The following is a 13,120-nucleotide window of genomic DNA, read 5'->3' as shown; positions in this document are numbered from 1 at the left end:
GTCAGTCAACCTTGATCAGTTTTCTTGGAAAATGCGGCATTGAGGCCACCTGCAAGCACGCCGAGCAGGATCAGTGGCGGCAGCGACAAGAGGACGACGGCGGCGTTGAGGATGCCCCACGGCACGTTCATGCCGAGCTGCGACATTTCCGACGCGATGATCGGCAGGGTCTTCGCCTTCGAGGTCGTGAGCATCATGGCAAGCAGGAACTCGTTCCATACAAGAACGAATGAGAAGGCGACCGCGCCAAAGACCTGGAAACGGGCAATTGGCAGGGCGATGCGGAAGAACGTCGCATAGGGACCAAGTCCATCCACCCGGGCAGCCTCTTCAACGTGTAGGCTGACGCGCTCAAAAGCCGGCACGGAAAGCCATATGGTTATTGAAGCGGTGACGATGAGATAGGTCACGATCAGCGAAAGTCTGGTGTCGTAGAAATCAAGACCAAGCCAGATGACCAGCATGGGAATGGCGATCGCGACGGGCGGCAGGAAACGGAGCGACAGGACAAAAAACTGCGCTTCCGCCGTGATCCTGTTCTTGAATCGGGCAATCACATAGGCGGCGGGCACACCGAGTACTGCGCCGAGGACGACCGCACTCGAGCAGATGATCAACGAGTTGGTGAGCGCGCGCGCGACCGAACGGCGATTGAGCACATAGCTCATATTGTCTAGGACAGGCTGGAAGACGAGTTTAGGCGTCGATACCAGCAGGTCGGCATTGGTCTTGAAAGCGTTGAGCAGGGTCCAAAGCAGCGGCAGCACGACAAGTGCGGCGGCCAGAACCAGCAACATCCTGAGGAAGAAAGTGGAGACTTTCATCGGTTCAGCCTCTTCCACGTAAAGGTAAAGGTGACAATGGTCAGGACCATCATGATGACAGCCATGGATGAGGCGTACGAAATCTTGCCGGCTTCGATGAAGCCCTGCGAATAGGCGTACATGTCCAGCGTCTCGGTAGAGATGCCGGGACCACCGCGCGTCATGACGTAGACGAGATCGAAGGAACGCAGGCTCTCGATAGCCTTGACGAGGAGCAGGCTGATCAAGGGCGCTTTCAGCATCGGAAGCGTTACAAAACGATGGATTTCGAAGCGGCTCGCGCGATCGATACGTGCGGCTTCCAGCGGCTGCGGCGGCAGGGATTCCAGAAGCTTCAGGATGATGACTGCAAAGAACAAACCCCACTGCCAGACATCAACGAAGGCAACGGCAAGAAGGGCGCCGAGGGGTGTCGACAGAATATCGGGCGTAATGCCGGTGAGTTCCCTGACCGGCCAGGTCAAGGCGCCGTAGAGCGGATGAAAGGCGAATTTCCAGACGAAAGCGGCGCAAACCCGTGGCAAAAGAACGGGAATGATGAAAAGCACGCAGAGAACGTTTCGTACGCGAGGGCTTGCGGCCTCGAACATCGCAATCCCGAGAGCAAGCCCGGTCACCATGGTCATTGAGACGCTGATGACCTCCCACTTGAACGACACCCAAAGCGCGTTCAGAAAACGTGCATCTGAAAACAGCGCGGCATAATTGGCAAACCAGACGTAGTCCGCGTCGGGCGCAGACAGCGTGCGGTTTTGCAAGGAGATGTTGATGGCGTAGACCGTCGGCACGAGCGCCAGAACGATCAGGATGCTGAGAGTGGGTCCAAGAAAGACGTAAGGCAGCGAGCGGCCGCGGCGCATGGCAGATCCTCGGGTGGGGAAAAGGGGGCGCGTCACTGGACGCGCCCTTCAGACGGCTTGGGAGGCGTCAGAGTTTGGCGGCGAAAGCTTCGAGTTCGTTGAGCGTCGCCTTGATATCGGTGCGGCTGCCGGTGATCAGCTCTTCGAGCATGATGCCCCACTGGTTGCCCAGTTCCTGCCAGCGCGCATCCTGCCAGAAGGTCACGGTGGTCTTTTCACCGGTCGCGGCCATGGCATCGGCAAGGTTCTGGCCGAAGGTCTTGGCATATTCTGGGCTCTGGTAGGTGCTGGTGCGCGTCAGTTCGCCCGGCTGGCCGGCGGCGAGGCGGCGTGCTTCCTGTTCCTTGGATGTCGCCCAGGCAACGAAGAGACCGGCGCAGGCCTTCTCCTCGTCAGTCTTGTTGGCCTTGGAAGCAATCGCAAAACCATGGGCGTAACCGGCGCCGGGCAGCGGCGACGGCGGAACCGAGAAAGCGACCTTGTCCGCAACCTGGCTCTGGGCCTTATCGACGGACATGCCGCCAAGAGGTGCGGATTCGATGATGATCGCCACCTTGCCGGAGCGGAAAGCGCCGGTGGACTCGTCCCAGGAGCCGGTCTGCGTGCCCGGTGCGGAATATTTGAAGAGCTCGAGATAGGTCTCGGTCGCCTTTACGGCCGCATCGGAATTGAAGGCAGGCTTGCCATCCTTGAACCACTCGCCGCCATTTGCCTTGAAGAAGGGCATCCAGCGCCAGACATTGGCGCCTGAACCGCGCTGACCGCGCAGGGCAGTGCCGTAGACGCCATTGGCCGGGTCATGCAGCTTCTTCACGGCGGCAAAATATTCGTCCCATGTCTTTGGCGGGGCGATGCCCGCCTTTTCCAGAAGGTCGGTGCGATAGACCATCAGGTCGCCGCCGCCCTGTACCGGTGCAAACCACTCCTTGCCGTCGTAGGTCGCAGCGGCGCGCATGCCGGCGTCGAAGTCCTTGTAGTCGTATTCTGCCGGGTAAAAGCCTTCGAGCGGAACGATCCACTTTGACGAGGCAAAAAGCGCCAGATTGGCTTCGTCAACGTAATAGACGTTGAAGCTACCGACTGTCGAGGCGTCGGCCTGCGACTTTGCGCGGCGATCATTCTCGTTGAGATAGCTGATCTCGAAGCCTGCGCCGGACAGTTCTTCGAACTCATCGACATATTTTTCGAGAAGGGTCAGTCCGTCGCGCGGCTGTGCCAGAACACGCACGTCGCTCGTGCATTGTGCGGCGGCAAACGCGCTGGACGCGGCAAATAGGGCAACAACCGCGCAGCCTGCGCGGAGAGCATTGAGTGTCATGATGTCCTCCCTTGGTGGCAACTCCCGTGCCATCGACGCGTCCAGATTTGCGCAAGCGACGGGCGCAAACTAGTTGGCGTCAGTCACAGAACTGGTATTATCTTGACATTTGTGCGCCATAACATGAGCAGATGAATGCGTATTGCATCAGACTTTCCTCAATCAGTATCTGAGGCCTTCACCGCCACGCGCGAGCAGATCGTCTTGCCCCGAGGCGCTTCCTATCTGATCCGCCGGGACGACTATCCCAACCCGATCTGCATCTGGAACTATCATCCCGAATGGGAAATTCACTTCATACCTGATGCTACCGGCTTCGCTTATGTGGGAGACTACATCGGTTCGTTCCGTCCGGGGCATCTGGTGCTCACGGGGACAAACCTTCCCCATAACTGGATTACACCGGGCGCGCCGGCCTTGCCCGGCCGTGACATGGTCCTGCAGTTCGACGCGGATGCCTTGATTGGCGTCCGCTCGGTCTGTCCGGAGTTTGACGTGCTCTACCGACTGAAACCCCTGGCGCAACGCGGGATCGAGGTTCTGGGGGAAGACGCGTTCACTATCGGGGCGAAGATCCTCAGGCTGCATTCGGCAGGACACCGCGGCGGACTGGGCCTTTTTCTGGAAATCCTCGAGGATATCGAAACAGCCGCCGAGAAGCGGCTGCTCGCCAGCGAACACTTCATATCCGTTTATAATCAGGTGTCTGACCGCAGACATCGCAGGATCGATCAGGCGATCCAGATACTGCAATCGAATCCTGCCGCGCAAATGCGGGAAGTGGCAGAACTGGTCGGCTTCGAGCCCTCCGCATTTTCGCGTGCCTTCCGGCGCCTGACCGGCATGAACTTCTCCGACTATAGCCGTTCGGTGCGTGTGTGGCGCGCGAGAACCCTGCTTGCGGAGACCGAGACATCGATTACGGATGTCTGTTTCGAGGCGGGCTTCAACAACCTGTCGAACTTCAATCGTTACTTTCGGATGGAGATGGGGCTTACACCTCGAGCCTACAGAAAGGCCGCTCGTATCAGGGCGAAATCCGTTATCGCAGGACCATCAGCGAAATAGGGTTTGCCGATGGCCTGAACGGGCCAGCCTGTGCAACGCTTTCTGACTCGGATGCGTTCTATGCCGCCAGCGTTCGTCTTTCATCGCTGTGGGGTATGCCGCAAAGGCGGGCGGATACCTGGACCTATGGGCGCCATCAACAGGAGGAGTTCATGCACACAGGCGTCAAGCAGCTGATCGGAGCGCTAACGCTTGCGGTTGCGCTATCGGCGCAATCCGCTTCCGCCGCCAGCCCAAAGCCGGTGCCGGTTGGGAGCGATCATTACCGCGGCAAGTGGCTTGAGATTGGCCGTATGCCGATGCTGCTCACGGACGGCTGCGTCGCCGGCTATTCGACATACCGGCAGGGCAGGGCTGCAAACGAGGTTCTGGTGGAAGACGGCTGCCGGGTCGACACTCCGCAGGGCCGGCTGAAAACCATCAGGGGCGTCGGCAAGATAGAGGACTTCGGTTCTGCGAATGCAAAGATGCGGGTTCGCTATCCTCTCCTCATCACTTTCAACTATTGGGTCCTGTATAAATCCCCGGACAAATCGTGGTTCATCAGCGCCAATCCCTCCACGGATGACGTGTGGATCTACGCCAGAAGCGTTCCCTCCAAAAGCAAACTTCAAAGAATGATCGCAGAAACGCGCAAGCTGGGTTACGACGTCAACAAGCTTGAGTTTCCAGCTCAGCGCTAAAGGACCCTGACGATGCTGCATTCCCTCGCAAATGGTTACAGGGCGATCGTGATAGGGGCATCCGGCGGCATAGGAGGGGCTTTGCTGTCTCTTCTTCAGACAGATCCTCGCTGCGCGCTCGCCCTGCCACTCTCGCGCAGTGGAGGTGATCTTGATATCACCGACGAGGCGAGTGTCGCCGGGGCTGTCAGCCGTCTGTCAGATCAGCGCGGCTCGTTCGATCTGGTCTTTAATGCAACGGGTGCGCTGACGATCGATGGCGTCGGACCGGAAAAGACGATCAAGGCGATTGATCCTTCCCAAATGGCCAAACAGTTCGCTGTCAATTCGATCGGACCAGCCCTGCTGCTGAAGCATTTTGCGCCGCTTCTGAAACGGGAGGAACGGTGCGTTTTTGCCTCGCTGTCCGCACGCGTCGGATCGATAGGAGACAACAGACTGGGCGGCTGGATTTCCTACAGGGCATCGAAGGCCGCCCAGAACCAGATAATCCGAACCGCGGCGATCGAAATCGCGCGTACCCATCCGCAGTCCATCGTGGTGGCGCTCCATCCGGGCACGGTGGATACTGACCTCTCGCAGGCCTTTTCAAAGGGCCGGGAGCGCTTTTCACCGAAACACGCCGCAGCAAGTCTCCTGGTAACGATAGATGGACTTACGCCCGCCCAGACAGGGCAGTTCTTCGCCTATGACGGCCGCAGGATAGAGTGGTAGGGCCGTGACAGCGGCGAAGGGAGGCGTCAAACACCTCCGTCAAGCGATTAAACTCTACCTTCCGGGGTCCGCTGCAGCCGATCATAGGAACTGGCAGGTCTCCGTTACCGCGACGCCAGGAGATCATCTGTTTGCCGGTACCTGTCCGTGTGAAAGCCCAGCTTGATCAAGCCACGGCTGACCTCCGCCGCATTCATGAATAAATCCCAGATCAGGCCGCTGCGATGGTTTTCCATCATAGCAACTACGGGCCCCTGATCGATGGCGAGATGGGTTTTTGAAACCCAGCCGGTAGACGGCTGGAAGGAATCCATCAGGCCGAAACGACCCCTTAGTGCGCCGTCACGCCATTGCAGAAAGCGCACAGCCGCCCGTATCGATCGAACCGGCAGGAACGGCATGCTGGAGAGCGCAGCCGTCGTGGCAATGATGCCATGGTCATCGGTTGGAGAATTGACGGCATACCCCTTCGGCCCGTCGCAGGCCGATAGACCCCATCCGTCTTCCGGCGCATAACGGGTGCTGCAATACCGATAGTTGATGAGGCTATGGGCATGGACCTGCTCGAGATAATCACTGCAATAGACATCACCCAAACCGCGCGGATCGAGAGTGCAGAATGAATATTGCGACAGGAAGAGCGGACCTCCATACGGCTCGCCGAGCGGCAGCATGACGCCAAGATATTTCGCGCCGTTTCTGATCTCGCCATCGCGCGCCCAGCCGGAGTGGTAGGAGACCGGGTTTATTGCATGCGCGGCCGATCCTGCCGCAAGAACGTAAGTGACCAGAGCCTCGTTCCATCCCGCAATCGGCAGGTTCTTCGCCCAGCCGAAGCGGGGGCTCCAATGCCAGTAGAGAGGGCCGGGCTTTCCCTGTGTAAACCAGTTCCACTCCACTGCCTCCACGATGTGGGTAACCGACCGGCGCAGGTCCATTTCAGTTGATGTCGGCTCGTCAAAGAACTCGCGGGCGCAGATCAGCGCCTGAACCAGAAGTGCAGTCTCAACGAGATCGCCGCCGTCATCGAACTTCGCAAATGGAATTGTCTTTCCGCCGGAGCTGTGGACAAAATGCGGAAAAGCGCCGTGAAATCGTTTCACCGCGCCGAGAGATCGCAGCATAAGGTTCGCCCGATCGATCGCCTCCTGCCGCGTAATCCAGGACCGGTGAACGCCGACAATGAGCGCAAGAAATCCGAACCCCACCCCCGATATGGATGTGATTTCGTGAATCGGCTGACCATCTGATCCCATGCGGTCCCTGGGAAGTCCGCTCTCGCGATGGCTGCCGGACCAGAAGTAGTCGAAGGTAGTGCGATGCAAGTCATCAAGTTCAGCAGAAAATTCGTCCGTCACCTCAAACCTCGAATGATCCGCAGCAAATCGCAACCACATCCGCAAACAGGCTTATCCGACTTGGCCATTGATTCCAAATACCCGTGGAAGTGGTGGACATCGTATTGGTAGACAAAATCGGGGCGGGCTTCTGTCTCGCGCCAAGGGAACATCGTCGGGTCAGCTTGGTTGAAATCTGTGACCACATCCGATCATATAAGATTAGTTAGAGACCAAAGCTCCCATGATCCTATCAATTTCCGGCCTCAGAAAGACCTATCAGACCGCCGAAGGGACGATACCGGTTCTCAATGGCGTTGATCTGAGCGTTGACGCGGGAGAGAGCCTTGCATTGACGGGAGAATCCGGCAGCGGCAAAAGCACGCTCCTGCATCTTGTTGGCGGCCTTGATCTGCCCGACAGCGGCACCATCATGGTGAACGGCCGTACGATCACCGATCTTAACGACAGAGACCGCGCAATATTTCGCCGGCTTGACGTCGGTTTGATTTTTCAGCAGTTCAATCTGATTCCGAGCCTCGATGTCGGCTCCAATGTCTCTTTCCACGCAAAGCTCGCGGGCCGTTTTGATCGGACGTGGGAAAAGACACTGGTCGAAGCCCTGGGAATTGCGGTGCTCCTCGACCGTTATCCCGAGCAGCTCTCGGGAGGGCAACAGCAGCGGGTTGCGATCGCAAGGACGCTTGCGGCCCGGCCGCCGCTGATCCTTGCCGACGAACCGACCGGCAATCTCGACGAGAACACCGCAGATATCGTAATCGACATCATGCTGCGACTGACGACGTCAGCGAAAATCGCGCTTCTGCTCGTCACCCATTCCAGCCGGCTCGCCGCAAAACTCGATCGGCGCATTGCCCTCAGCGGCGGAAAGGTGTCGCAATGAACGCGACCGCCTTCAGTGCGCTGCTCTCGCACTGGCGCTACAGACCACTGCAATTCTTGATGCTCGTCATGGGCGTGGCGCTCGCGACAGCGCTATGGTCTGCCGTACAGGCCATCAATTCCGAAGCGCGTGCCAGCTATGACAGGGCGGCCTCGCTATTGTCTCAAAACCAGCTGGATCAGCTGGTCGCCAAAGACGGCGGCATGATTGCCTTGGAAACCTACGCCAGACTTCGCCGGGCCGGCTTGGATGTCTCTCCGGTCATCGAAGGTCAACACCGGTTCGGGACGACGCGTATCAGGCTGATCGGGATTGACCCGTTGACGATGCCCTCGGATGGATCGGTACTTCCCCCTTCGGACCGATCCGGCCTTATAGACTTCATGACCGCGCCCGGCGTTATGATCGTCTCACCGGCGACGGCCAGCGCCTTAAAGGATACGGCGGGTCTTGCCGTCAGACCGACGGCCAATATTCCCGACGGGGCGGCCTTTGTCGACATTTCCACTGCCGCCCGCATCCTCGAACGCAAAGGAGATCTCAGCCGGATCGTCATTTCACCCTCACAAGCAGTGGATCGTCAGGCAATCGCGGTTGCAGCACCGGACCTGACAATAAGAGAAGCGGGCGGGCGATCGGACGTTGCGCGGCTCACCGACAGTTTTCATCTCAACCTCACGGCATTCGGCTTCCTTGCTTTTGTCGTTGGTCTGTTTATCGCCTATTCCGCAACCGGTCTGTCATTCGAGCAGAGGCGAGGAACCTTCAGAACCTTGAGATCGCTCGGCATCTCGCTCGGCTCACTCACGGTGATGCTCGTTTTTGAAATTACGCTTTTTGCCCTCTTGTCCGGCGCCTTTGGCGTCGTTCTCGGCTATGTCATCGCTTCTGCACTTCTGCCAGGGGTTGCCGCGACGCTCAGTGGGCTTTACGGGGCGAGCGTTTCAGGCTCACTTTCCATCAGGCCTGAATGGTGGCTGGCTGGTCTAGGCATGGCGCTGATCGGGACGTGGCTTTCCTCGCTGCAACATCTATGGCGTGTCTGGCGGATGCCGATATTGTCCGCGGCGCATAGCCGGGCATGGACAATGGCATCGGTCAGGGGGCTGGTGCTACAGGCAACAATCGGCACATTTCTGATCGTGCTGTCCGGCCTGCTTGTCTGGACTGGCAGTGGGCTCCTATCCGGATTTGCGGTTCTGGCCGCGCTGCTGCTCGGCGCGGCATTCATTCTTCCTCCTTTTCTCTCCTTTGCCATGAAGGCAGGCGAACACGTTTCCCGACACATACTGGTGCGATGGTTCTTTGCAGATACGCGTCAGCAATTGCCCGGGCTCTCCCTTGCTTTGATGGCATTGCTGCTTGCGCTATCGGCCAATATCGGCGTCGGCACGATGGTCTCGAGTTTTCGAGAGACATTTCTGGGTTGGCTCGATCAGCGACTTGCAGCAGAGGTTTACGTGACAGCGCGAGACGAGACGGAAGCCGAGAAGCTACGCCAGTGGTTTCCTCAACATACGCGCGCGGTTCTGCCCATCTGGAGCAGCCGTGGTGACGTTTCAGGCGAACAGGTGCAGATTTTTGGTGTCGCCGATGATCCTACCTACAGGGATCATTGGCCGTTGATCCTTCGCTCGCCCACGACCTGGGATGAAATTGCGAGCGGCCGGGGCGCAATCGTCAATGAGCAGTTGTGGCGGACCGGCAAGGCTTCACCTGGCCAGAAGATCCAGTTGCCAGGTGGCTGGAGCGCTACCGTCGTCGGCGTATTTTCGGATTACGGCAATCCGTCCGGACAGGTGATTATCGGCATTGATACTCTTGTTGAGCACTATCCAGATGTCGAAAAACTGCGATATGGCCTTCGCCTTGCGCCGGAGGAGGTGGCGGATTTTCGACGCAGCCTGATGGACGAGTTCGGCCTGCCGGAAGCCAATATCGTTGACCAGGCATCTCTTAAGCGGCAATCCGCAGCCATTTTCGAGCAGACCTTTGCGGTGACGGGCGCCCTGAACGTCCTGACGCTCGGCGTTGCCGGTTTTGCGATGTTTTCAAGCCTCTTGACGCTCGCCTCACTCCGGTTGCCGCAACTGGCCCCGGTCTGGGCGCTCGGACTTCGCCGTCGTGATCTGGCGTGGCTGGAGTTTATCCGCACACTCGCTTTGTGGTTCATAACTTTCGTGGCCGCCATTCCCGTCGGGCTTGTTTTGGCCTGGGTTCTCCTCGTGATCATCAATGTGGAAGCGTTCGGATGGCGGCTGCCGATGATCCTCTTCCCGATGGAATGGCTGAAACTGGGCCTTGTCGCCCTCGTGGCCGCCATCATGTCGGTTTTGATCCCGGTCCGGCGATTGGCGAAAACGACACCCACGGACCTTCTCAGGATATTTGCCAATGAACGCTAGGCCCATCATTCGTCTTTTTTTCGTCTGTTGTCTTCTCGCGCCGGCGGCATCGGTAGCGCAGGGTTTCGCCGGACTGGGGTCAAATGCGGAAGGCTTCAGCGTTCCACGACGAGGGGTGCCGCTGGTTTTTCCACGGGAGCATGGGCCGCATCCGGACTTCAGGATCGAATGGTGGTACGTCACCGCAAATCTCCAGACCGCCGACGGTGAGCAGCTAGGGGCTCAATGGACGCTTTTTCGTTCGGCGCTCCAGCCCGGCGAGCGGGCAGGATGGGCGGATCCGCAGATCTGGCTGGGCCACGCCGCCGTGACAACCGCCAGCCGCCATTATGTTGCCGAAAGACTGGCGCGCGGCGGCATTGGACAGGGGGGTGTCGGGGTCGCTCCTTTTAAGGCGTGGATAGATAATTGGGAGATGAAGACGGCAGTGACCGGACATGCCGACCCTCTCGATAAAATTGACTTGAACGCCAACGGCAAAGGTTTCCATTATCAGCTCAAACTTCAGGCAAACGGCCCGTTGGTTCTTCAGGGGGACAGGGGCTTTTCGGTCAAATCAGCCGCCGGGCAGGCCAGCTATTATTATTCCCAACCCTTCTACGAGGTCAGCGGCAACGTCGTTCTTGAGGGCCGGGTCCTGCAGGTGACAGGCAAAGCCTGGCTCGATCGTGAGTGGTCATCCCAGCCCCTCGCTTCCAATCAGACGGGATGGGACTGGTTTTCCCTCCACCTCGCATCCGGCGAAAAGATGATGGCGTTTAGGCTGAGAGATGACGAGGGAGGTTATACGTCTGCCAACTGGATTTCGGCCGATGGCACGACCTCGCCGGTCGATCCCCGGGAGATACAGATTTCGCCCTTGCGGACCGCAACGGTGAACGGCAAGGCGGTTCCGGTGGAATGGAACCTGAAGATTCCAAGCCGGGGTCTCGACATCAAAACGACGGCGCTGAACGAGCAGGCATGGATGGCGACCTCGACCCCTTACTGGGAGGGACCAGTCGAGTTTACGGGAACGGCCTCGGGACGAGGCTATCTGGAAATGACCGGTTATTGAACTCGGCTCTTAAGCGTCGGGGGTCTCACCCAGGTGAAAGGGCACTTATCTCTCTTCAGACTATTTAATCAGGCGGTCCTTGCAAGCCGCCTGATGGTTTGCGGCGGTTGTCCATACTGCCGCATGAAGGCATCGCGCATGCGCCGAAGATCGACGAAACCACTTTCGCGCGCGATCTGATCCATCGGGTGCCGGGTCTCCTCGATCATCAGGCGAGCTGCCTCCAGGCGGATTTGCTCCACGGCCTTGGCGGGTGTCTGGCCGGTTTCGGCATGAAACGCACGGCTGAACTGACGGGGCGAGAGTGCCGCGACCTCAGCCAGTTCCTCGACGGTCAAAGGGTTGGCAAGATGTGTCTTCGCATGGATCAGCGTCTTCTGGATGCGGTCACTGCTGGGTGCAAGTTGGAGCAATTCAGAATGTTGCGACTGACCACCGGCCCGGCGATGATGCATTACAAGTCTTCGGGCTATCGCGCCTGCCACATCGCGTCCCAGATCTTTTTCGATCAGTGCCAATGCGAGATCCAGGCCGGCGGTCAGGCCGGCCGATGTCCAGACCGGTCCCTCGTTTATGAAGATGCGATCGTCTTCAACGCGCACCTTTGGGAAGGACCTGCGCATCTCCTGCGCATAGGACCAGTGGGTGGTTGCGCGCCGTCCGTCGAGAAATCCCATTTGCCCAAGCAGAAACGATCCGGTGCAGAGCCCTGCGACCCGCCGCGATGCCCTGGCCATTGCGCGCAAGGTGGCAAGCGTTGCTTCATCCTGCTGCGGAGGCGGAAGGAGGCCTGCCAGAAGAAGCAGTGTATCCACCTGTCCCACCTCATCGAGTTTTGTGGTCGGTACGGAAAAACCGCTGGACGACATGACGGGGCCACCTTCGACCGAGGTGATCGAGAGCGTATAATAGGTTTCATCCTTCAACACATTGGCCAACTCGAAAGCAGCCTGGACGCCCAGCGCGAGAAACTGGAAACCCGGCGTTAGCACCATGGAAATATGAGGCACCCGTTCCTCCTATCCTGTGTCTTAAAAACGTAGTTTATACGTCATATCGGACAAATGTCATCTGGTCCATAACGTCCGTGTCGAAAGCGATGGCGCTTTCCCCCGAACAAGGAACAGATCAATGACCACAAAGGGAACTGCACTCATCACCGGCGCCTCAACCGGCATCGGCGCAATCTACGCTGACCGTCTAGCCGCGCGCGGTTATGACCTGATCCTTGTAGCCCGAAACGGGGACAAGCTGCAGTCGCTCGCCTCTGAGGTATCGAACAAGACGGGTCGTGTGGTTCAAGTGCTTGCCGCCGATCTGGGCGATACGGCCGATCTTGCCCGCGTTGAGAAAGTGCTGCGTGAAGACGCCAACATCACGGCGCTGGTCAACAACGCCGGTATCGGCACCCACACGACGCTGCTGGAAAGCGATGTCGATCGCATGGAAGCCATGATCCGGCTCAACGTGACCGCTTTGATGCGCCTGACATACGCGGCAGTGCCAGGCCTGGTGGCGCGCGGCGGCGGCACGGTGATCAATATCGCTTCGATCGTTGCGGTTGCGCCAGAACTGCTCAACGGCGTTTACGGTGGTACCAAGGCTTTTGTGCAGGCGTTTACCACATCGCTCAATCACGAACTCGCGGACCGTGGCATCCGGGCGCAGGCCGTCCTGCCCGGTGCCACCCGGACCGACTTCTGGGCAATCGGAGGCCTGCCGGTCGAACATCTTCCCGACGAGATCGTCATGCAGGCCGAGGATATGGTCGATGCCGCGTTGGCCGGGCTCGATCAGGGGGAAACCAGCACCATTCCCGCGCTCAGGGATGTCGAGCTATGGCACGCCTATGAGGCGGCACGTCTCGCGCTCGGCCCTCAGCTTTCCGCCACCCGGCCGGCAACGCGTCTGATCGCGGCAGCCTGAAACGTCCGCGCCCTTTATGGTTTG

12 protein-coding genes are annotated in these 13,120 nt (G+C 58.8%); 7 read left to right on the top strand and 5 right to left on the bottom strand.

Annotated features, from left to right (window positions below; genetic code table 11):
- Nucleotides 1-5: 5 nt before the first annotated feature.
- From BLU28_RS13610 to BLU28_RS13600, 3 genes are all read right to left on the bottom strand, one after another.
- Nucleotides 6-824, bottom strand: a complete 819-nt coding sequence (locus BLU28_RS13610; RefSeq protein ID WP_077986465.1) for a carbohydrate ABC transporter permease — start codon at nt 822-824, stop codon at nt 6-8.
- Nucleotides 821-1,684, bottom strand: coding sequence for a carbohydrate ABC transporter permease (locus tag BLU28_RS13605; RefSeq protein ID WP_004438055.1), 864 nt, complete (start codon nt 1,682-1,684; stop codon nt 821-823). Before BLU28_RS13605 ends, BLU28_RS13610 begins: the two co-directional genes overlap by 4 nt.
- Nucleotides 1,685-1,751: 67 nt before the next feature.
- Nucleotides 1,752-3,002 carry an ABC transporter substrate-binding protein gene (locus BLU28_RS13600; RefSeq protein ID WP_004438056.1) on the bottom strand — a complete coding sequence of 417 codons (1,251 nt, stop codon included), beginning with the start codon at nt 3,000-3,002 and terminating at the stop codon, nt 1,752-1,754.
- A 135-nt stretch (nt 3,003-3,137) separates the two neighbouring features.
- Between BLU28_RS13600 and BLU28_RS13595 the strand changes: the two genes are divergently transcribed.
- From BLU28_RS13595 to BLU28_RS13585, 3 genes are all read left to right on the top strand, one after another.
- The gene (locus BLU28_RS13595; protein ID WP_077986464.1) at nt 3,138-4,070 is read left to right on the top strand and encodes an AraC family transcriptional regulator; all 933 of its coding nucleotides are present in this window, start codon (nt 3,138-3,140) and stop codon (nt 4,068-4,070) included.
- A gap of 152 nt (nt 4,071-4,222) precedes the next feature.
- A complete protein-coding gene (locus tag BLU28_RS13590) occupies nt 4,223-4,753 on the top strand; it encodes a lipocalin family protein (RefSeq protein WP_072493660.1) in 531 nt (176 codons plus the stop codon).
- 12 nt (nt 4,754-4,765) lie between these two features.
- Nucleotides 4,766-5,467 (top strand): SDR family NAD(P)-dependent oxidoreductase, encoded by a 702-nt coding sequence (locus BLU28_RS13585; protein ID WP_169692150.1) that lies wholly within the window; start codon nt 4,766-4,768, stop codon nt 5,465-5,467.
- Between the two features lie 104 nt (nt 5,468-5,571).
- Here the strand turns inward: BLU28_RS13585 and BLU28_RS13580 are convergent, their stop codons facing one another.
- Entirely contained in the window at nt 5,572-6,723 is a 1,152-nt protein-coding gene (locus BLU28_RS13580) for a glucoamylase family protein (protein ID WP_077986501.1), read from the bottom strand.
- 325 nt (nt 6,724-7,048) lie between these two features.
- On the opposite strand from BLU28_RS13580, the gene BLU28_RS13575 reads away from it, so the two are divergent.
- The 3 genes from BLU28_RS13575 to BLU28_RS13565 are packed head-to-tail and all read left to right on the top strand — an operon-like array spanning nt 7,049 to nt 11,170.
- Nucleotides 7,049-7,708, top strand: coding sequence for an ABC transporter ATP-binding protein (locus BLU28_RS13575; protein ID WP_077986463.1), 660 nt, complete (start codon nt 7,049-7,051; stop codon nt 7,706-7,708).
- The gene (locus tag BLU28_RS13570; protein ID WP_077986462.1) at nt 7,705-10,113 is read left to right on the top strand and encodes an ABC transporter permease; all 2,409 of its coding nucleotides are present in this window, start codon (nt 7,705-7,707) and stop codon (nt 10,111-10,113) included. Before BLU28_RS13575 ends, BLU28_RS13570 begins: the two co-directional genes overlap by 4 nt.
- Nucleotides 10,103-11,170, top strand: coding sequence for a lipocalin-like domain-containing protein (locus tag BLU28_RS13565; RefSeq protein WP_077986461.1), 1,068 nt, complete (start codon nt 10,103-10,105; stop codon nt 11,168-11,170). Before BLU28_RS13570 ends, BLU28_RS13565 begins: the two co-directional genes overlap by 11 nt.
- Nucleotides 11,171-11,238: 68 nt before the next feature.
- On the opposite strand, the gene BLU28_RS13560 is transcribed toward BLU28_RS13565, so the two are convergent.
- Nucleotides 11,239-12,180 (bottom strand): GlxA family transcriptional regulator, encoded by a 942-nt coding sequence (locus tag BLU28_RS13560; RefSeq protein WP_234794413.1) that lies wholly within the window; start codon nt 12,178-12,180, stop codon nt 11,239-11,241.
- A gap of 121 nt (nt 12,181-12,301) precedes the next feature.
- Between BLU28_RS13560 and BLU28_RS13555 the strand changes: the two genes are divergently transcribed.
- On the top strand, nt 12,302-13,096 hold the full coding sequence (locus tag BLU28_RS13555; RefSeq protein ID WP_077986459.1) for an SDR family NAD(P)-dependent oxidoreductase: 795 nt from the start codon (nt 12,302-12,304) through the stop codon (nt 13,094-13,096).
- The last annotated feature ends 24 nt before the right edge of the window (nt 13,097-13,120 follow it).

Origin of the sequence: Agrobacterium pusense (assembly GCF_900102105.1) — a bacterium.
In the GTDB taxonomy this organism is placed as follows: domain Bacteria; phylum Pseudomonadota; class Alphaproteobacteria; order Rhizobiales; family Rhizobiaceae; genus Agrobacterium; species Agrobacterium pusense.
Note: the sequence above shows the minus strand (reverse complement) of the source record. Positions and strands in the feature narration are given on the sequence as shown.